General features: G+C 58.7%; 19 protein-coding genes. 13 read left to right on the forward strand and 6 right to left on the reverse strand.

Annotated features, from left to right (window positions below; all coding sequences use genetic code 11):
• Positions 1-332 precede the first annotated feature (332 nt).
• Together G5380_RS16680 and arfB are read right to left on the reverse strand one after the other, a co-directional pair.
• Positions 333-824: a methylated-DNA--[protein]-cysteine S-methyltransferase gene (locus tag G5380_RS16680; protein WP_139461351.1), complete on the reverse strand. Its 492-nt coding sequence runs from the start codon at positions 822-824 to the stop codon at positions 333-335.
• Positions 825-856: 32 nt separating this feature from the next.
• The gene (arfB, locus tag G5380_RS16685; protein WP_139430011.1) at positions 857-1,273 is read right to left on the reverse strand and encodes an alternative ribosome rescue aminoacyl-tRNA hydrolase ArfB; all 417 of its coding nucleotides are present in this window, start codon (positions 1,271-1,273) and stop codon (positions 857-859) included.
• Positions 1,274-1,474: 201 nt separating this feature from the next.
• Between arfB and glnK the strand changes: the two genes are divergently transcribed.
• The 5 genes from glnK (at position 1,475) to G5380_RS16710 (ending at position 6,870) form a co-directional block, all read left to right on the forward strand.
• Positions 1,475-1,813, forward strand: a complete 339-nt coding sequence (gene glnK / locus G5380_RS16690) for a P-II family nitrogen regulator (RefSeq protein ID WP_005341406.1) — start codon at positions 1,475-1,477, stop codon at positions 1,811-1,813.
• 258 nt (positions 1,814-2,071) lie between these two features.
• Positions 2,072-3,079 (forward strand): Fe(3+) ABC transporter substrate-binding protein, encoded by a 1,008-nt coding sequence (locus G5380_RS16695; protein WP_213391893.1) that lies wholly within the window; start codon positions 2,072-2,074, stop codon positions 3,077-3,079.
• A 39-nt stretch (positions 3,080-3,118) separates the two neighbouring features.
• Positions 3,119-4,744: an ABC transporter permease gene (locus tag G5380_RS16700; protein WP_421352926.1), complete on the forward strand. Its 1,626-nt coding sequence runs from the start codon at positions 3,119-3,121 to the stop codon at positions 4,742-4,744.
• An 82-nt stretch (positions 4,745-4,826) separates the two neighbouring features.
• A complete protein-coding gene (locus G5380_RS16705; protein ID WP_421313285.1) occupies positions 4,827-5,861 on the forward strand; it encodes an ABC transporter ATP-binding protein in 1,035 nt (344 codons plus the stop codon).
• A gap of 103 nt (positions 5,862-5,964) precedes the next feature.
• Positions 5,965-6,870, forward strand: a complete 906-nt coding sequence (locus tag G5380_RS16710) for a Dyp-type peroxidase (RefSeq protein ID WP_236376002.1) — start codon at positions 5,965-5,967, stop codon at positions 6,868-6,870.
• A gap of 90 nt (positions 6,871-6,960) precedes the next feature.
• Here the strand turns inward: G5380_RS16710 and argR are convergent, their stop codons facing one another.
• The gene (gene argR, locus G5380_RS16715) at positions 6,961-7,431 is read right to left on the reverse strand and encodes a transcriptional regulator ArgR (RefSeq protein WP_005340378.1); all 471 of its coding nucleotides are present in this window, start codon (positions 7,429-7,431) and stop codon (positions 6,961-6,963) included.
• A 201-nt stretch (positions 7,432-7,632) separates the two neighbouring features.
• Here argR and G5380_RS16720 point away from each other — a divergent pair, with 201 nt between their 5' ends.
• From G5380_RS16720 to G5380_RS16745, 6 genes are all read left to right on the forward strand, one after another.
• Positions 7,633-8,373 (forward strand): ATP-binding cassette domain-containing protein, encoded by a 741-nt coding sequence (locus G5380_RS16720; RefSeq protein WP_005357971.1) that lies wholly within the window; start codon positions 7,633-7,635, stop codon positions 8,371-8,373.
• Between the two features lie 24 nt (positions 8,374-8,397).
• Complete coding sequence (locus G5380_RS16725; protein WP_005340381.1) at positions 8,398-9,135, forward strand: transporter substrate-binding domain-containing protein; 738 nt, start codon at positions 8,398-8,400, stop codon at positions 9,133-9,135.
• 3 nt (positions 9,136-9,138) lie between these two features.
• Positions 9,139-9,789: an arginine ABC transporter permease ArtQ gene (gene artQ, locus G5380_RS16730; protein WP_043826111.1), complete on the forward strand. Its 651-nt coding sequence runs from the start codon at positions 9,139-9,141 to the stop codon at positions 9,787-9,789.
• Between the two features lie 3 nt (positions 9,790-9,792).
• Entirely contained in the window at positions 9,793-10,455 is a 663-nt protein-coding gene (gene artM / locus G5380_RS16735) for an arginine ABC transporter permease ArtM (protein ID WP_216952846.1), read from the forward strand.
• A 221-nt stretch (positions 10,456-10,676) separates the two neighbouring features.
• Positions 10,677-11,612, forward strand: a complete 936-nt coding sequence (gene mdh / locus G5380_RS16740; protein ID WP_005340384.1) for a malate dehydrogenase — start codon at positions 10,677-10,679, stop codon at positions 11,610-11,612.
• Positions 11,613-12,007: 395 nt separating this feature from the next.
• Positions 12,008-12,592, forward strand: a complete 585-nt coding sequence (locus tag G5380_RS16745) for a tetratricopeptide repeat protein (protein WP_103251390.1) — start codon at positions 12,008-12,010, stop codon at positions 12,590-12,592.
• A 99-nt stretch (positions 12,593-12,691) separates the two neighbouring features.
• On the opposite strand, the gene hmpA is transcribed toward G5380_RS16745, so the two are convergent.
• Positions 12,692-13,885, reverse strand: coding sequence for an NO-inducible flavohemoprotein (hmpA, locus tag G5380_RS16750; protein WP_201990764.1), 1,194 nt, complete (start codon positions 13,883-13,885; stop codon positions 12,692-12,694).
• 111 nt (positions 13,886-13,996) lie between these two features.
• Here hmpA and G5380_RS16755 point away from each other — a divergent pair, with 111 nt between their 5' ends.
• Positions 13,997-14,467, forward strand: coding sequence for an Rrf2 family transcriptional regulator (locus tag G5380_RS16755; RefSeq protein WP_005340388.1), 471 nt, complete (start codon positions 13,997-13,999; stop codon positions 14,465-14,467).
• A 40-nt stretch (positions 14,468-14,507) separates the two neighbouring features.
• On the opposite strand, the gene G5380_RS16760 is transcribed toward G5380_RS16755, so the two are convergent.
• Positions 14,508-15,788, reverse strand: coding sequence for an HlyC/CorC family transporter (locus tag G5380_RS16760; protein ID WP_005348906.1), 1,281 nt, complete (start codon positions 15,786-15,788; stop codon positions 14,508-14,510).
• 42 nt (positions 15,789-15,830) lie between these two features.
• Positions 15,831-16,622 (reverse strand): cytochrome C assembly family protein, encoded by a 792-nt coding sequence (locus tag G5380_RS16765; RefSeq protein ID WP_227341902.1) that lies wholly within the window; start codon positions 16,620-16,622, stop codon positions 15,831-15,833.
• A 205-nt stretch (positions 16,623-16,827) separates the two neighbouring features.
• Here G5380_RS16765 and ffh point away from each other — a divergent pair, with 205 nt between their 5' ends.
• Positions 16,828-18,204, forward strand: a complete 1,377-nt coding sequence (ffh, locus tag G5380_RS16770; RefSeq protein ID WP_421352927.1) for a signal recognition particle protein — start codon at positions 16,828-16,830, stop codon at positions 18,202-18,204.
• Positions 18,205-18,374: the final 170 nt, after the last annotated feature.

Genomic DNA, 18,374 nt, shown 5'->3' on the forward strand with positions numbered 1-18,374 from the left:
TGTCCGTTTCACACCTTGTCCCATCGGGTTCTCCATTTATTGGGGGGAAAGGTGTAAACCATATTCAGGACGGGACAGTTGCCACAAAAAAAGCGCCTCAGAGGAGGCGCGGGGAAAAAGACAGATTGGAAGCGTCACATGGGTGCTACTTGAATCAGCGAATGAGCCGTGCCATTCAAGTATGGAGCCATAATGCCAAGCTCAATCTGAAGTAGTTCTGAGGCGATTCTTCATCTTCTGTTCATCTTGTCAGCAAGGCGTGGCCACTGATTGAAAGCCTTTTCATTCTGGTCGCGATATTGTCCCGTTCCTCTCCGGGGACGCTCATTGTCTCATGGGGCCAGCTCGAATGTTGTCCCTGTCTGTTCCAGAGCGAGCAACCAGCGCTTGATGGGAATGCCGCCAGCATAGCCGGTCAGCTCGCCGCTGCGTCCGATCACCCGATGGCAGGGCACTATGATGCTCAGCGGATTGCGGCCATTGGCAGCGCCTACCGCCCGCACCGCCTTGGGATTGCCGATAGCCTGGGCAATCTCGAGATAGCTCACGGTCTCGCCATAGGGGATATCACACAAAGCGTTCCACACCGTTTGCTGGAACGGGGTGCCCTTCGCTGCCATGGGCAGATCGAACTGCTGCAATTTTCCGGCAAAATAGGCGGTGAACTGCTCGACGAAAGGAGCAAGAGCCAGGTCATCACGCTGCCACTCATCGGTCGGAGTTACCGGCTGCTCCCCCCGCACGAACTCCACATAGCGCAGACCATCCTGATTGATGGCAATGAGCAGGGGGCCGCGGGCGCTGTCGCAAAAACTGTATCTCATCGGCTGACATCCTTTGGGGGCTGGGGGTTGGCTCAGTCCAGAACCGGTTTGCCGCGGGCGGATTTGATATCCCCCTTGCGCTTTTTGGCATCGACCCGCTTGCGTTGGGAGCTGCGGGTCGGCTTGGTGGCATGGCGGGCCTTGGGGCGCCAGGCTGCTTTCTTCAGCAACTCCACCAGACGGTTCATCGCCTCCTTGCGGTTCATGTCCTGGCTGCGATGGCTCTCGACCCGGATCAGGATAAAGCCATCGTGTACCCGGCTGTCGCTCAGCTTGTCGAGACCCTCCTTGTAGAGGGGCGTCAGGCTGGGAGAGTTGCGGTAATCGAAGCGCAGCCAGACGGCGGAGTCGGTCTTGTTGACGTGCTGTCCACCGTTGCCCTGTGCCCGCATGGTCTGAAATTGGAGCTCATGCCAGGGAATCGTGACGCTGTTTGAGATAACTAACATGCTGTTTTGCTCTTGTTTGGTGCATACCCGCTGACCGCTGCAGCATGGTGCCTCATTATGGGGCGTGCTGGCCGGTTATGGGGATGTGCCTGGCGAATGGCGCGGGCATTAAACTCTATCTATATGAAATAAAACAATAAAAATACTTGGCATAAGAATTGAAACCCGATTCATGACACACCATGGATTGGGAGCAACCAGATGAAGCTGATTAGTGCGATTATCAAACCGTTCAAGTTGGACGATGTCCGCGAGGCTATTGCCAACCTGGGGGTGGAAGGGCTGACCGTGTCCGAGGTCAAGGGATTTGGCCGCCAGAAGGGACACACCGAATTATACCGGGGAGCCGAGTATCAGGTCGACTTCCTGCCCAAGGTGAAGCTGGAGATTGCTACCGCCGATGATAACGTGGAAGGGGTGATCGAGGCGATCTGCAAGGCGGCCTATACCGGCAAGATCGGCGACGGCAAGATTTTTGTCTACGACTTGCTGCAAGCGGTGCGCATCCGCACCGGCGAAAGTGACGACGAGGCGCTGTGATGAACCGCATCCGTGACGTACAGATCTGTTGACCTCCCGATCTCGGGGAATCCCGATGGAGTGAGCGCTTATTGAAGCCTGATCAACATAACGTTTTGCTCTGAAGAGGCCGAATGGGATTCCATCCGGCCCTTTTCATTTGTGGGCGATTAAATATGTGATGTGGCGACGGCGAGCTTTCTTGATCCGCTTATAAGATGTATGCAGAATGCAAACGGAAATCGTTATCACTCTGTATGGCTAATCAAGGAATGGATGATGAAAATGAAGATGTTGGCACTGGCTTTCTCTGCGTTGGCAGCTCAGTCGGCATTGGCGGCCGGGGAAGTGAATGTCTACTCCAACCGCCAGGATGAGCTGATCAAGCCCATCATCCAGCAGTTCGAGAAGGAATCTGGCATCAAGGTGAACGTGGTGTTCGCCAAAGAGGGGTTGAACGAGCGTCTGGAGCGGGAAGGCAAGCTCTCTCCGGCCGACCTGATGCTGACCGTCGATATCAGCCGTCTGACCGATCTGGTGGACAAGGGGCTGGTGCAGCCGGTGGATAGCAAGATCCTGCAGGAGAACATCCCCGCCATCTATCGTGATCCGGAGAATCGCTGGTTTGCGCTGACCACCCGGGTGCGCGCCATCTACTCCAGCAAGGATCGTCTCGGCAAGCTCGACACCATCAGCTACGAAGATCTGGCCAAGCCGGAATTCAAAGGGAAAATCTGCACCCGCAGCGGCAAGCATGAGTACAATGTGGCGCTGGTCTCCTCGATGATCGCCCATCACGGCATGGCCGAGACCAAAACCTGGCTGGAAGGGGTCAAGGCCAACCTGGCGCGCAAACCGCAGGGCAACGACCGGGATCAGGTCAAGGCGATCAAGGATGGTATCTGTGACGTGTCGCTCGGCAACAGTTACTATCTGGGCGCCATGTTGAAAGATCCGGCGCAGAAGTCCTGGGCGGATGCGGTTTATATCAACTTCCCGAATCAGGCTGACCGCGGTGCCCACGTCAACGTGAGCGGCGTGGCCATGACCAAGTATGCCAAGAACAAGGTCGAGGCCCAGAAGCTGATGGAGTTTCTGGCTGGTGACACCGCCCAGCACATGTATGCGGACGTGAACGCCGAGTATCCGGTCAAGGCCGGGGTCGAGCCTTCCGCCATGGTCAAGTCCTGGGGCAGTTTCAAGTCTGACGCACTACCGGTCAGCGATTACGCCAAGCACCGCAAGGACGCCTTGCAGTTGCTGGATGAAGTGAAGTTCGATTTGTAATCAGATGGGGCCAACGGCCCCATCAACATCTGTGGTCTCATGAAAAATTTTGGATGGATGACCGGCAGCTGGGCCATCGCCCTGCTGCTGGGTTTACCGGTTATAGCCCTGCTTTTCTCTGCCTTCTCGGCTGAGGGGGAGCTGTTTCGCCACCTCGCCAATACAGTGCTGCTCGACTATCTGGCCAATACTCTGGGGCTTGTGGTCGGCGTAGTATTGCTCAGCTTGCTGTTTGGCGTGCCTACAGGCTGGCTGGTGGCCATGTGTCAGGTACCGGGGCGGCGCGCCCTGCAGTGGGCCTTGATGCTGCCAATGGCGATGCCCTCCTATATCGTCGCCTACGTCTATACCGACCTGCTCGACTACTCGGGCCCCCTACAGGCCGGGTTGCGAGCACTCTTTGGCTGGAACAGTCCAGCCGATTACTGGTTTCCGGCCATTCGCTCCCTTGGTGGCGCCGCCTGGGTGCTGGCGCTGGTGCTGTTCCCCTATGTCTATCTGCTGACCCGCGCCTCTTTTCTCGAGCAGTCAGTCAGCCTGATCCACTCCAGCCGCCTGCTCGGCTGCACCCCGTGGCAGAGCTTTCGTCGCCTCAGTCTGCCGCTGGCGCGCCCCGCCATCATGGTGGCGGTATCGCTGGTGGCCATGGAGACGCTGGCAGATTTTGCCACCGTCCACTTCTTTGCCATCAACACCCTGACCACGGCGGTCTACGACACCTGGCTCGGCTACGGTAGTCTGGCCACCGCGGCCAAACTCTCCTGCCTGATGCTGCTGGCTGTGGTGCTGCTGATCGCGCTGGAGCGCCGCTCGCGCAGTCGGCAGCAGGTGTTCCAGAAGTCCATGGGCCATGAGCAGCCGCTGCGCTATCCGCTCAAGGGGATTGGCCGTTGGTTGGCCGGTCTCTGGTGCTGGGGGCTGGTGCTTGCCGGTTTCGGCCTGCCGTTCGTCATCCTGCTCGATTACGGGGTGCGCTACTTCGAGTTGTCGTGGACACCGGAGTTTGTCCGCTTCGCCGGCAACAGCTTGGCTATCTCGGCGCTAACCGCCCTGCTGGCGATGGGCATCGCCCTGCTGCTCGGCTTCTTCCGCCGCCTCGATGGCGGTATAAAGAGTCTGTTGCCCCTGCGCATCGCCGCCATGGGTTACGCCATGCCGGGCACCGTGCTCGCCATCGGGGTGCTGGTGCCGCTCACCGCCCTCGACTTTGCCATCAACGATCTGGCCGAGTGGCTCGGGCGTCAGGGGCCGGGCTTGCTGCTGACCGGCACCATTACCGCCATCGTGTTCGGCTATTTGGTGCGCTTCGTGGCCATCGCCATCGGCTCGGTGGAGAGCAGCATGGGCAAGATCTCCCCCAGTCTCGACATGGCAGCCCGCTCCTTGGGGCAGGGGGATGGCGGCATGCTGCGGCGGGTCCATCTGCCGCTGGTGCGCCGAGGTCTGTTTGCCGGTGCCATGCTGGTATTCATCGAATCCATGAAGGAGCTGCCCGCCGCCCTGCTGCTGCGGCCGTTCAACTTCGATACTCTGGCGACCCACGTCTACCAATTCGTCTCGGACGAGATGCTGGAGCGCGGCGCGCTGGGGGCCATCGTCATCGTGCTGGTGGGGCTGTTGCCGCTGATCTGGGTCAACCGCAGTCTGGACAGTCCGGGCCACTGAGTCGCCACGTCGGCCAATGAAATTGCATGCGGTGCGCTGAACCAAAAGGCTGCGCGCCGCCAGAAACGAGAGGAAGTCAGCCTTGTCCTGTTTGCAGGTTGAAAATGTCAGCTGCCGTTACAACGGCCGCAATGTGCTGGAACAGCTCTCCCTGACGGTGGCAGACAACGAGATCGTCTGCCTGCTGGGAGCCAGTGGCTGCGGCAAAACCACGCTGCTCAAGGCCATCGCCGGGCTGCTGCCGCTGGCCGATGGCTCGATTCGCCTCGGCGATACCCTGCTCGACGGGCCGGGTGCCAGCGTGCCGCCCGAGGCGCGCAACATCGGCATGATCTTTCAGGATTACGCCCTCTTCCCCCACCTGACGGTGGCCGACAACGTCGGTTTCGGTCTGACCAAATTCGATCGCCGCGCCCGCCAGCAGCAGGTTGACGAGGCGTTGGCGCTGGTCAATCTGCAGGGGCTGGGGGATCGTTATCCGCACCAGCTCTCCGGCGGCCAGCAGCAGCGGGTGGCCATCGCCCGGGCGTTGGTGTGCAAGCCGCGGCTGATGCTGCTGGATGAACCTTTTTCCAACATCGATACCCAGGTGCGGATGAAGTTGATCCTCGAGATCCGCGCCCTGCTCAAGCAGCAGGGGATCGGCGCCATCTTCGTCAGCCACAGCAAGGAGGAGGCTTTCGCCTTCGCCGATCGGCTGGCGCTGTTTCGCGCAGGCCATATCGAGCAGGTGGGTCAGCCGGAGCAGCTCTATCGCCGCCCGCAAAATCGCTTCGTGGCGGAGTTTCTCGGCGGGGTCAACTATCTGGCTGCCGAGGTGGTGGACAGCCACTGCGTGCAGACGGCGCTCGGGGTCATTTGTGGCAGCGAGCCTCATGGCAGGGCGGTGGGCGAGCAGTTGCAGCTGATGCTCAGACCCCAGCAACTGCTGCTGGAGAGTGCCGCAGATGGCGAGCTCGAGGTGGTGGAGCAGCAGTTCCTCGGCCACCACTGTCGGGTGCTGTTCGAGTGTGGCGATCTGCAGCTGGAGGCGAGCATTGGCGAGCCCCTTGATGGGATGCGGGCACGGATCAAGGTCGCACCCCATGGGCTGGTGTTGTTTGACCCTTTGCCCTGAACGCGTGATATCGTCGTGAAATCAAAGAACTGGATCCACTCTGGTTTATAATCGCGCAACGCAAATAGCCCGTAACGCTAACGCCTACTCAGGGGAGAGATATATGAAAGCCCAAGCCGGGATCTGCGCAGAGCCGAATCTGCACGCCCTCTATCTGATGTTCAATCGCACCGGCGACGCCGCCGAACTGGTCGGCCGTCTGGCCAAACTGCCCGCCCTGTGGCAGGCGGTTGCTGCCGATTTCCCTGATGCCGGGTTCAGCGGTCTGGTTGCCGTTGGCGCCGATGCCTGGGATGGTCTCTATCCTGCCGCCCGTCCGCCCCAGTTCCGCAGTTTTATGGCGCAATCCGCCAACGGTCAGGAAGCCCCCAACACCCCGTTTGATCTCTTTATTCAGCTGCGCGCCGATCGGGTGGATGTGCTGCACCACGCCGGTCACCGTGTGATGGCGCTGCTGGCCGGACTGGTCGAGCTGGCCGAAGAGGTGCGCGGTTTCCGCAACCTGGATTGCCGTGACCTGACCGGTTTCGTTGACGGCACCGAGAACCCGCAGGATGAGCACCGTGCCGAAGTGGCGCTGCTGGCCGATGGCGAGTTTGCCGGTGGCTCCTACATTCACGTCCAACGCTGGGTCCACGCCATGAGCGACTGGGAGAAGCTGGCGCAGAAAGAGCAGGAAGACATTATCGGTCGCACCAAGCCCGACAATATCGAGTATGAATCTGCCGCCAAGCCGCTGACCGCCCACATCAAGCGGGTCAACCTCAAAACCCCGAAGGGAGAGTCCATGGAGATCCTGCGCCAGAGCATGCCCTGGGGCACCATGACCGAGCAGGGGCTCTACTTCATCTCCTGCTGCCGCACACCGCAGCACTTCAACGCCATGCTGGCCAGCATGTACAAAGGTGAGGGCAGCCACTTCGACCACCTGCTGCGCTTCACCAGGGCAGTGACCGGCGCGGCTTTCTTCGCACCATCGGAAGGTTTTTTGATGGCGCAGGGCAAATAAGCCCGCCTGACGAAGACTCAGAAAACAAAAATCCCGGCCTTGGCCGGGATTTTTCGTTCTGGCGTGACCGCTATGACGCGGTGGTTGCCATTACGGCGTCTGTTCGAACAACTCGAGGGCGGAGAGGTAGAGCTCTTCGATATCGGTGTCGCTGGTCGGGGTGATGAAGATAGTGTCATCACCGGCGATGGTGCCGAGGATCCCCTCTGCCTTGCCGAGGGAGTCGAGCAGGCGGGCGATCAGCTGGGCTGCGCCCGGGCTGGTGTGGATCACCACCAGTGCGCCGTTGTGATCGACGTCCAGTACCAGATTCTTGAGCGGGCTGGAGGTAGTGGGCACGCCCAGTTCCACCGGCAGGCAGTAGACCATCTCCATCTTGGCGTTGCGAGTGCGAACGGCGCCGAAGCGGCTCAGCATGCGCGATACCTTGGACTGGTTGATGTTCTCGAAGCCCAGCTCTTGCAGGGCGGTGACGATCTCTGCCTGGGAGCCAAAGCGCTCTTCTTTCAGCAAGGCTTTAAAGGCCTTGGCCAGTTTTTCTTGCTTGTCGTTGTGTTTCATCTTGGTCTCACGAATGAGGAGGTGTGGCGGCCTGTGCGATACAGGCGGCAGATACGAACAGCGGGGCCATTTTGCATTCATATGCCGTTTTTTGCAAGGAAGCGGCGCTTGTTCTGCATATTGATTCAAAAATGGCTTGCATCAACCTTTATTAGGGATAGAATCGGGATGAAATTTTGAAAACTTATTCAATTGGGCTGTATGGGTATTGAATTAATAGGTATCGAGAAGTCTTGGCACAAGGTGCCGGTTCTGCAACAGGTCAGCTTTCGGACATCCCCCGGTGAAACCTTGGTGTTGCTGGGCCCGAGCGGTGCTGGCAAGAGTTCCCTGCTACGGATGATGAATCTGCTGGATACCCCGGATGCGGGTGTTCTGCGGATTGGCGAAAGTGAATTTTCTTTCCCGAACTCCCTCTCTGCTGCCGAATTCAACCGCCAGTCCCAACTGCTGCGCCGCAAGGTGGGCATGGTGTTCCAGCAGTACAATCTCTGGCCACATCTCACTGTGATGGAGAATCTGATTGAAGCGCCGGTCAAGGTGCTCGGCATGAGCAAGGAGGCCGCCATCGAGAAGGGGGCCTACCTGCTGGCCCAGCTGCAACTGGCCGACAAGCGCGATGCCTGGCCTGCCCGTCTCTCTGGCGGTCAGCAGCAGCGGGTGGCTATTGCCCGTACCCTGATGATGGACCCGGAAGTGCTGCTGTTTGACGAGCCGACAGCTGCCCTCGATCCCGAGATCACCAAAGAGGTGGCCGAGATCATCCGCAACCTGAGCCAGACCGGCATTACCCAGGTGGTGGTGACCCACGAGGTCGACTTTGCCCGCAAGGTGGCCAGCCAGGTGATTTATCTGGAGAAGGGGCGGATCATCGAATCCGGCACCGCCGCCATTTTCCAATCCCCGCAAACCAGCCGGTTTGCCGAATTCTTGATGCATTGATATTGAATCGATAAGGAAGCTGTCATGAAAAAGAGTCTGTTGTTGGTTGCTGCCATGGGCCTGTTGAGTACCTCCGTCATGGCCAAAGAGATCAAGTTCGCCACCGAGGCCACCTACGCACCGTTCGAATACCTGGATGACAAGAACGAGTTTCAGGGTTTTGACATCGATCTGGCGCGCGCCATCTGCGAGCAGGCCAAGCTGGAGTGCAGCTTCCACAACCAGGCCTTTGACAGCCTGATCCCCAGCCTCAAATTCCGTCGCTACGATGCCGCCATCGCCGCCATGGACGTGACCCCTGAGCGGGCCGCTCAGGTCGATTTCTCTGACATCTACTACGAGAACTCGGCCGTATTCGTCGCCAAGAAAGGGGCCTTCAAGGGGCCGGAAGAGATGGTCGACAAGACAGTCGGCGTGCAGAACGGTACCTCTCACCAGTCCTATCTGGTTGATAACTGGGTGAGCAAGGGTCTGCTGACCGTGCCGTACGCCAGCTACCAGAGCGCCTTCCTCGACATGATGAATGGCCGTACCGACGGTGTCTTTGCCGATACCGCCGTTGCTGCCGACTGGCTGAAGCAGCACAAGGAGTATGCGGTGGTGGGTGCGCCGGTGACGGATGCCAAGTACTTCGGTACCGGCTTTGGCATCGCGGTCGCCAAGGGCAATCAGGAGCTGCTGACCCAGCTGAACAAGGGGCTGGCCGAGATCAAGGCCAACGGCACCTATCAGAAAATCTTCGACAAATACTTCGCGCAGTAAGCCATGTTGAGCCTGTTGTTGGATGCAGCCTGGATGACCCTCGGGCTGGCCTTGGCATCACTGGTCGGGGGCATGGTATTGGCGCTGGCGTTCAGTGCCGCCGAGCTCAGCAAGCAGCGTGCATTGGTGTGGCCGGTGGCCACCCTGACCACGCTGATCCGTGGTCTGCCCGAGTTGCTGGTGGTGCTGTTCATCTACTTCGGCTCGACCCAGGTGCTGTTCCTCATCACTGGCGAGTATGTGGAGTTCAGCCCGTTCGCCTGTGGCGTGCTGGCGCTCTCCCTGCTGTTTGCCAGCTATGCGACCCAGACCCTGCGGGCGGCGCTCAATGCGGTGCCTTCAGGTCAACGGTTGGCGGCGCTGGCGTTGGGGTTGAGCAAGAGCCACATCTTCTTTCGCATCGTGTTGCCGCAGGCGTGGCGTCATGCCCTGCCGGGCCTCGGCAACCAGTGGCTGGTGTTGCTGAAAGATACCGCGCTGGTGTCGCTTATCGGGGTCAACGAGATGATGCGTCAGGCGCAGATGGCCTCGGCCAGTACCTATGAGCCTTTCACCTGGTATGCCGCCGCCGCCCTCATCTATCTGGCCATCAGTCTGGTGAGTGAATATGGCCTCGGGCTGGCTGCCCGCTACACCCGCCGCTACGGAGGCTAACTGATGCAAGAGTATCTCGTTACGTTGCTGGGCGGTCTGGTCACCACGCTGGAGCTGACCCTGTTCAGCCTGCTGCTGGGGATTGTGTTGGCAGCCCTGATGACCTGGGTGTTGGAGCTGCGCCTGCCGGTGGCGACCCAGCTGGTGCAGCTGTGGGTGCTGCTCTTTACCGGCACGCCGCTGCTCATTCAGATCTTCCTGATTTACTACGGGCCGGGCCAGTTCGAGTGGCTGAAAGCCGGCCCGCTCTGGCCGCTGCTCAAGCAGCCCTGGTTCTGCGCCGTGCTGGCGCTGGGTCTCAACACGGCGGCCTACTCCACCCGGTTGTTCAAGGGGGCGCTCGATGCCATCCCGGCTGGTGAGGTGGAGGCGTGCCGGGCGCTTGGTTTTAATGGCCGCCAGACCTTGTGGATGAAGGTGCGCCACGCCGCCCGTCATCTGGTGCCTGCCTACTCCAACGAGGTGATCCTGGTGCTCAAGGGGAGCTCCCTCGCCAGTACTATCACCATCATGGACATCATGGGGCTGGCGCAGGGGTTGAACGCCCAGACCTACGATACCCTGGCTGTGTTCGGGGTGGCTGGTGGGCTTTATCTGGCGATGAACGGATTGTTAACAATTGGTTTTCGCTGGTGTGAAAAACGGGCGCTGGCATTCCAATCCTGAGACCCTCAGATCTACCTCTTTATGGTAAGGAGAAGTGCAGAAAAACTGTGCTTCTCCTCCAACTTTTTGTATTTCCCTCCAATTTTTGCTCCCGCATGTTTCGTGGCTCACAGAACCCGTGACTGCAACTGTTATCAGATTGTTTTTTATGGGGGGATCCATTAAGGTTGGGCGCACAACAACAAACAACCTTAAACCTACGCTTAAACATGGAGTTGATCATGAAAGTTGCCGTTCTGGGTGCCGCTGGTGGCATCGGTCAAGCCCTCGCTCTGCTGTTGAAAAACCGTCTGCCGGCTGGCTCCGAGCTGAGCCTGTATGACATCGCCCCGGTTACCCCGGGTGTGGCCGTTGACCTCAGTCATATTCCTACCGACGTCGCCATCAAGGGCTTCTGCGGTGAAGATCCGACTCCTGCGCTGGTTGGGGCCGATGTGGTGCTGATCTCCGCCGGTGTGGCACGCAAGCCGGGGATGGATCGCTCCGACCTGTTCAATATCAACGCCGGTATCGTCAAGAATCTGGTCGAGAAGTGCGCGGCCACTTGCCCGAAAGCACTGATCGGCATCATCACCAACCCGGTCAACACCACTGTGGCTATCGCCGCCGAAGTGCTGAAGAAAGCCGGTGTCTATGACAAGCGTCGCCTGTTCGGTGTCACCACCCTGGACGTGATCCGCGCCGAGACCTTCGTGGCCGCTGCCAAAGGGTTGAACATCGACAAGGTACGCGTCAACGTGATCGGTGGTCACAGTGGCGTCACCATCCTGCCGCTGCTCTCCCAGATTGAAGGCGCTTCCTTCACCGCTGAAGAAGTGGCAGCCATGACCAAGCGCATCCAGAATGCCGGTACCGAAGTGGTGGAAGCCAAAGCCGGTGGCGGTTCTGCGACCCTCTCCATGGGTCAGGCGGCTTGCCGTTTCGGTCTCTCCCTCATCAAGGGTCTGCAGGGCGAAGCCAACGTTGTTGAGTGCGCCTACGTTGAAGGCAACGGCGAGCACGCCACCTTCTTCGCACAGCCGGTACTGCTGGGCAAGAATGGCGTCGAAACCGTACTGGATTACGGCAAGCTGAGCGCGTTCGAGCAGGAAGCGATGGAAGGCATGCTGGCTACCCTGAAAGCCGATATCCAGCTGGGTGTCGATTTCGTCAAGTAAGCGGGTCAACCGTGCCAACAAGGGAGCTTCGGCTCCCTTTTGTATTGATGAGATCCGCCCGGCAGGCTAAGGGGATGGGGCTTGGTGCCGATAACAGAGTGCAGCAGGAGATCCTTATGATGAAACCCCTTACCCTTCTCATTCTTGTCGGTACATTCACCGCGCCCCTCTATGGTGCCGAGGCGGTATCGGCTGCCGTATCGAGCGATGTGCCTGCAGCAAGTGCATCGGCACCGACCGCAAGCAGTGCTGCGGTGTCAACGGCCCCTGTCTCTGCTGCTACGCCAGCGCCCTCTGAGGCTGTCCCCGTCTTGCTCCCGGCCGAGCCGGTCACCCCCGTTGCCAGCAGTGGCGAGGGGGCCGCGCCGCTGCCAAAACCGGTGGAACCTGCTGCTGTGGTGGCGCCTCCCGCACCTCTGGCCGCTGGCGAGTTGCAGGCGGTGCCACTCTATCGTCAGGACGAGTTGCTCAACTGGATTGAGCAGGGGCGTCACCTCACTCAGGTGAAGCAGGATCGCTGTCAGCTGACTCAGGATATCGAAGCGCGCGCCTCGGTGATGAAGATCCCGGCCTATCAATTCCTCTGGGGGGATATGCTGGCGTGGGGTGTCTGTACCAAATCCAATGCCGAACTCGGGGTGCAATATATGTGGGAGGCGGCCAATCAGGGGTTGGCGCCAGCGCTGGAGCAGCTGGGGCGCTACTACTGGAAAGGAACTTTGGTGCAGAAGGATTTGGTGCGAGCCGAAACTCTGATGCGCGAGGCGGCCAGCCTCGGTTTTCTGCGGGCTCGCATCGAGTGGGTCGAGATGCTGTTGCAGGGGATGGGCAGTCCGCTTGATTATGAGGACGCCTATCGCTGGCTCCATGGCTCCGTCATAGGTGACAAGGCGCTGCACCAGAAGGCGGCGAGTCTGCTCAGCCGTCTTGGCAACCGGATGCCGGCCAACGTGGTGGCCCGCGCCAAGGCGATGCACTGATCCAAAAAAATGACCCACAGATCTGCACCTGTGGGTCCGGTTCCAGCCGCCGTGCCATGACAAGCCGGAACCTCCCTCTGTTATATGGCTGCCTGCGCCTTAGAGATCTTGGTGGGGGCCAAAAACTTCGTAATGGAGCTGCCCGGCTGACACCCCAGCCGCCAGCAGCTGCCGCTTGATCTCTTGCATGAAGCCGACAGGGCCACAGAAGTAGTAGTGGGCCTGCGGCGTGATGCGCTCTTTCACGGCAGTCAGATCCATGGTGCCGGCCAGGTCATAATCTTCACCCTGTACATCGCTGGCCTCCGGCTCCCGATACCAGACCCGGCTCAGCAAGTTGGGATGCTGGCGGGATTTTTGCTGAATATCCTCCCGGAAGGCGTGTACAGCGCCCTGTTCGCAGGCGTGCAGCCAGGTGATCTCGGCCTGATGAGCACTTTCCAGCAGCTGGTTGAGCATGCTCATCATCGGCGTCACGCCGACACCGGCTGAGAGCAGTACCACCGGGGTCTGGCTGTCGGCTTTCAGGTAGAAATCGCCGGTAGGAGGCATCACCTCGATCTTGTCACCCGCCTGCAGGTGATCGTGCAGCAGGTTGGAGACCTGACCCTGCGGCTCACGCTTGACGCTGATGCGGTAATCCTGCCCGTTGGGGGCATCGGAGAGGGAGTACTGGCGGATCTCCTGATATTCCAGCTCGGGGTGAACCAGCTTGATGCTGAGGTATTGGCCCGGTTTGAAGGTCAGTACCGGCTTGCCATCTTCCGGTGCCAGCAGGAAGGAGGTGATGAGGTCGCTCTCGGCTCGCTTCTCCTTGATGATGAAGGTGCGGGTACCTTGCCAGCCGCCATCCTGACTTGCCTTCTCCTGATAGATCTCCCGCTCGCGGCCGATGAAGATGTCTGCCAGCACGCCATACGCCTTGCCCCATGCCTCCAGCACCTCGTCGGTGACCGCACTTCCGCCCAATTCTTTGAGCGTGGCCAAGAGATGACTACCTACAATGTGATATTGTTCTGGCTGGATCAGGAATCCGGTATGTTTGTGCGCAATCCGCTCGACCGCACCGGCGAGCGCTCCCAGATTGTCGATATTCTTTGCATACGCGGCGACTGCATTGAACAGGGCCAGCGGCTGGCCGCCACTGCGTTGGTGGGCCAGGTTGAAGATATCTTTCAGCTCCGGGTTATGGCTGAACATCCGTTGGTAGAAGTGCTGGGTGAGGGCAGGACCTGCCGATTCGAGCAGCGGAATGGTGCTTTTGATGACGGCAACGGTGGTTTGATCTAGCATAGGGGCCTCGTTCTAATTGAACATATAAAATGTCATTTAATAAGTGGCATCCTAGATGTTTATTTGATTTGAATCAATACTCCACTTTTCGCATCGCGCTAATCAGGTTTTATGAGACTAACCAGTTATACAGATTTCGGATTGAGAGCCCTGCTCTATCTTGCCACCCTGCCGGAAGGGGAGTTGTCGAGCGTTGCCAAGGTATCAGCCCTGTATGGTGTTTCCCGCAACCACATGGTGAAGGTGGTCAATCAGCTGGTGAAGCTGGGCTATCTGCAATCCCAGCGGGGCAAGAATGGCGGTATTCGCATGGCTTGCGATCCCGCTACCATCAATATCGGGCAGGTGATAAGGGCGCTGGAAGGCAATCTGGACGGCATTGACTGCGGCTCGCCCGCTTGCCACATCGTCTCTGTCTGTCTGCTCAAGAGTGCGCTGAAAGAGGCGATGGATGCGTTTCTGGCGGTGATGGACAGCTATACGCTGCAAGACCTGCTGGCCAACCGTGACGAGCTGCAACGGGTCTTCGGCGAGTTGATCCCGACGCTGGTGCTGGAGCCGGATGATGAAGATGAGCAATGACTATGAGCAATAGAAAAGGGCTGCCACTGGCAGCCCTTTTTCAATCTTGCGAATCCGATTCCGCCCGGTACGATGCCGGCATAATCCGCGCCATCTTGACCATGTTGTTCTCCACATCGAGGATCTCGATAGGATAACCGGCCAGCCGGATCCCGATGTTGGGCTGGGGGATCTCCTCCAGATATTCGAGGATCAGGCCGTTGAGGGTACGCGGGCCATCGATGGGCAGATGCCAGTTCATCTCCTTGTTCAGCTCACGAATATTGGCTGAGCCTTCGACCAGATAAGAACCATCTGACTGGGGATGGATCTCGTCGCTCGGCGCTGGCGTCATGGAGGTGGTAAAGTCGCCCACGATCTCTTCCAGAATGTCGTCCAGAGTGATTAGCCCCTGAATATCGCCGTATTCGTCGACGATCAGGCCAATTCGCTCCTTGTTGCGTTGGAATTTGGCCAGTTGCACGTTGAGCGGCGTTCCTTCCGGAATGAAGTAGATCTCGTCCACTTCCCGCAACAGGCTCGATTTGTTGAACTGATCCCTGGCTACCAGTCGCAGGGCATCGCGCGCGTGCAAAAAGCCGACAACGTCGTCGATATTGTCGCGATAGAGCAGGATCTTGGTGTGAGCGCAGTGGGCCAGCTGGCGCTGGATGCTCTTCCAGTCATCGTTGATGTCGATGGCGTAGATATCGCTGCGTGGCACCATGATGTCCTCGACCAGCATCTTGTCGAGATCCAGAATGCTCAACAGCATCTCCTGATGACGCTGGGGGATCAGGTTACCCGCCTCATTGACTATGGTGCGCAGCTCCTCGGTGTTGAGGGAGTCATCCTTGTTGGGATTGATCTTCAGCATCTTGAGCAGGCCGCTGGTGATGCCGTTGATCAGCCAGACCAGCGGTGAGAGCGGCACCATCAGCCCCTTGAGGATCCAGGAGGCGGGATAGGCGATCTTCTCCGGAAACATGGCGGCCAGGGTCTTGGGGGTCACTTCACCGAATACCAGTACCACCAGGGTCAGCCCGAAGGTGGCGATGGCGACCCCGAGATCACCAAACAGCCGGATACAGACGATGGTGGCGATGGCGGAGGCGAGGATATTGACCAGATTATTGCCGATCAGGATCAGTCCCAGCAGGCGATCGGGGCGGGCGAGCAGTTGCTCGACGCGACGTGCGGCTTTGTGTTTGGTCTGTGCCAGATGCCGAAGTTTGTAGCGGTTGATGGACATCAGGCCGGTTTCGGCACTGGAGAAAAAGGCGGAAAGAAGGATCAAGATAACGAGAACAATCAGTAATGTACTCGTTGAGATGCTGTCCAAAAAGGGCTCCTGTTGGATGGTATGGCTAAAAGAGTATAGGTGTCAGCTCAACAGCACTTCTTTGACGAAGCGACTGCCAAAATAGGCAAGAGTCAGGATGAAGCTGCCGATCAGACTGAGAGTGATGACTTTACGGCCGCGCCAACCATAGGTGTGATGGCCCCACAACAGCAGCACATAGACACACCAGGCCAGAATGGAGAGTACCGCCTTGTGTGATTTGCCCTGGGCGAACATGTCTTCGAGGAAGAACAGGCCGGAGGCAATGGAGAGTGTCAGCAGGAACAGACCCGCCGAGATGAGCTGGAACAGCCGCTTCTCCACCGTCATCAGTGGCGGCATGGCTGGCAGGTTGCTGATTTTTCGAGATTTAAGCTGCTTGTCCAGACAGGCAAGCTGCAACGCAAACAGGCAGGCGATCATCAATACCGCATAGGCCATCAGGGCTAGGCCGATGTGCAGCAACAGCTGGGGATGGGCCTCCAGATGGGTGATGTAGCGACCCGGGATCAAGGCGCTGGCAGCCAGCAACAGGGCCGAGAAGCTATAGACTACCGGCAGCAGGATCCAGCCGTTGAAGCGACGGGTGACGCAGGTCATGAAGCAACTGATGATCAGGCTCACCAGCGAGGCGACGTTGAGCATGCTCAGGTTTTGACCGGAATGGGTCACCATTACTTCGCTGGCAACAGATGCACCATGGGCTACCAGTGCCAGTCCCACGCAAGCGAACAGGGGGGTGTACCCGACTTGTTTGGCATTGAGCAGCAGGTGCAGTGAGGCGATGATGGCCAGCAGATAAAACGCCAGGGCCAGAACAGAGATCACGATCATAACCAGGTCGTTGTTACACAAGCATTTAGGGATATAAGAGGAGCAGTATACCTTGCACAAGATGTGCTCGCCAGTTGTGCAATGGCCGATCCGCCCATATATAGGGACGAAGCATAGATGAGCGACGGTGCGGTGAATAATCGTCCTCGCGGCTGCTCTGGGTTATAATGCCCCCTATTTATTACGCCAAGAACCGGAATGCGTCATGTTTGAGAATTTGACTGAAAGACTCTCGCGCACCTTGCGCAATGTCAGTGGCCGTGGTCGGCTGACCGAAGAGAACATCAAAGAGACCCTGCGCGAAGTCCGCATGGCGCTGCTTGAGGCGGACGTCGCCCTGCCGGTCGTGCGTGATTTCGTGGCGCGCGTCAAGGAGCGTGCCGTCGGGCAGGAAGTGGCCAAATCCCTGAGCCCGGGTCAGGCATTCATCAAGATAGTGCACGGCGAGCTGGTCACCGTGATGGGGGAGGCCAATGAACAGCTCAATCTGGCTGCCCAGCCGCCCGCCATTATCCTGATGGCCGGTTTGCAGGGGGCCGGTAAGACCACCACGGTCGGCAAACTGGCCAAACTGCTCAAAGAGCGCAACAAGAAGAAGGTGTTGGTGGTCAGTGCCGACGTCTATCGCCCTGCGGCGATCAAACAGCTGGAGACCCTGGCGGGTGACATCGGCGTCGACTTCTTCCCGAGCGATGCAAGCCAGAAGCCGGTTGCCATCGCGACTGCCGCTATCGATCAGGCGCGCAAGAAATTCTATGACGTGGTGATCGTCGATACCGCCGGCCGTCTGCATGTTGATAGCGAAATGATGGCCGAGATCCAGGATCTGCATGCCACCATCAAGCCGGTCGAGACCCTGTTCGTGGTGGATGCCATGACCGGTCAGGATGCCGCCAACACCGCCAAGGCGTTCAACGAAGCGCTGCCGCTCACCGGTGTCATCCTTACCAAGGCGGACGGCGATGCCCGCGGTGGTGCCGCCCTGTCGGTGCGCCACATCACCGGTAAACCGGTCAAGTTCATCGGTATGGGCGAGAAGACCGATGCGCTGGAGCCGTTCCACCCTGATCGCCTCGCCTCTCGCATCCTCGGCATGGGCGATGTGCTCTCTCTGATCGAAGAGGTGGAGCGTAAGGTCGATAAAGAGAAAGCGGCCAAGCTGGCCAGCAAGGTCAAGAGCGGTAAAGGCTTCGATCTCGAGGACTTCCGCGAGCAGTTGGCCCAGATGCGCAACATGGGCGGCATGATGGGCATGCTCGACAAGCTGCCGGGCATGTCCGGCCTGCCGGACAACATCAAGGATCAGATGGATGACAAACTCACCGTGCGGATGGAGGCCATCATCAGCTCCATGACGCCGAAAGAGCGTGCCCATCCCGACCTCATCAAGGGCTCTCGCAAGCGTCGCATCGCTGCAGGTTCCGGCATGCAGGTGCAGGACGTGAACAAGCTGCTCAAGCAGTTCACCGAGATGCAGCGTATGATGAAGAAGATGTCCGGCAAGGGCGGCATGCGCAAAATGATGAGCCAGATGAAGAACATGCTGCCACCGGGATTTGGTGGCGGTCGCGGCCCGTTCTGATTATCCGGAGTTAGGTATTGAGCGAGGGTCTGCGAGTTGCAGGCCCTTTTCATTGCAGCCCTGCGCAAAAAATGGCTGGCTTGGTTGCAATTATTACGAATCCAAGTAGAATTATGCGGCTTATTTTAAGCTAGGGTCCGCGTGTTTGCGGGCCTTGTTCATTAGATGTT

The sequence above is a fragment of the Aeromonas sp. 604443 genome (assembly GCF_049170315.1).
In the GTDB taxonomy this organism is placed as follows: domain Bacteria; phylum Pseudomonadota; class Gammaproteobacteria; order Enterobacterales; family Aeromonadaceae; genus Aeromonas; species Aeromonas veronii_A.

Bases quoted from the DNA above. Each gene is read 5' to 3' on its own strand.
- glnK (WP_005341406.1), top strand. From the start codon at position 1,475: ATGAAGCTGATTAGTGCGATTATCAAACCGTTCAAGTTGGACGATGTC.
- G5380_RS16720 (WP_005357971.1), top strand. From the start codon at position 7,633: ATGGGTATTGAATTAATAGGTATCGAGAAGTCTTGGCACAAGGTGCCG.
- G5380_RS16695 (WP_213391893.1), top strand. From the start codon at position 2,072: ATGAAAATGAAGATGTTGGCACTGGCTTTCTCTGCGTTGGCAGCTCAG.
- artQ (WP_043826111.1), top strand. From the start codon at position 9,139: ATGTTGAGCCTGTTGTTGGATGCAGCCTGGATGACCCTCGGGCTGGCC.
- G5380_RS16725 (WP_005340381.1), top strand. From the start codon at position 8,398: ATGAAAAAGAGTCTGTTGTTGGTTGCTGCCATGGGCCTGTTGAGTACC.
- mdh (WP_005340384.1), top strand. From the start codon at position 10,677: ATGAAAGTTGCCGTTCTGGGTGCCGCTGGTGGCATCGGTCAAGCCCTC.
- G5380_RS16680 (WP_139461351.1), bottom strand. From the start codon at position 824: ATGAGATACAGTTTTTGCGACAGCGCCCGCGGCCCCCTGCTCATTGCC.
- G5380_RS16700 (WP_421352926.1), top strand. From the start codon at position 3,119: ATGAAAAATTTTGGATGGATGACCGGCAGCTGGGCCATCGCCCTGCTG.
- ffh (WP_421352927.1), top strand. From the start codon at position 16,828: ATGTTTGAGAATTTGACTGAAAGACTCTCGCGCACCTTGCGCAATGTC.
- G5380_RS16765 (WP_227341902.1), bottom strand. From the start codon at position 16,622: ATGATCGTGATCTCTGTTCTGGCCCTGGCGTTTTATCTGCTGGCCATC.
- G5380_RS16710 (WP_236376002.1), top strand. From the start codon at position 5,965: ATGAAAGCCCAAGCCGGGATCTGCGCAGAGCCGAATCTGCACGCCCTC.
- G5380_RS16755 (WP_005340388.1), top strand. From the start codon at position 13,997: ATGAGACTAACCAGTTATACAGATTTCGGATTGAGAGCCCTGCTCTAT.
- artM (WP_216952846.1), top strand. From the start codon at position 9,793: ATGCAAGAGTATCTCGTTACGTTGCTGGGCGGTCTGGTCACCACGCTG.
- argR (WP_005340378.1), bottom strand. From the start codon at position 7,431: ATGAAACACAACGACAAGCAAGAAAAACTGGCCAAGGCCTTTAAAGCC.
- arfB (WP_139430011.1), bottom strand. From the start codon at position 1,273: ATGTTAGTTATCTCAAACAGCGTCACGATTCCCTGGCATGAGCTCCAA.
- hmpA (WP_201990764.1), bottom strand. From the start codon at position 13,885: ATGCTAGATCAAACCACCGTTGCCGTCATCAAAAGCACCATTCCGCTG.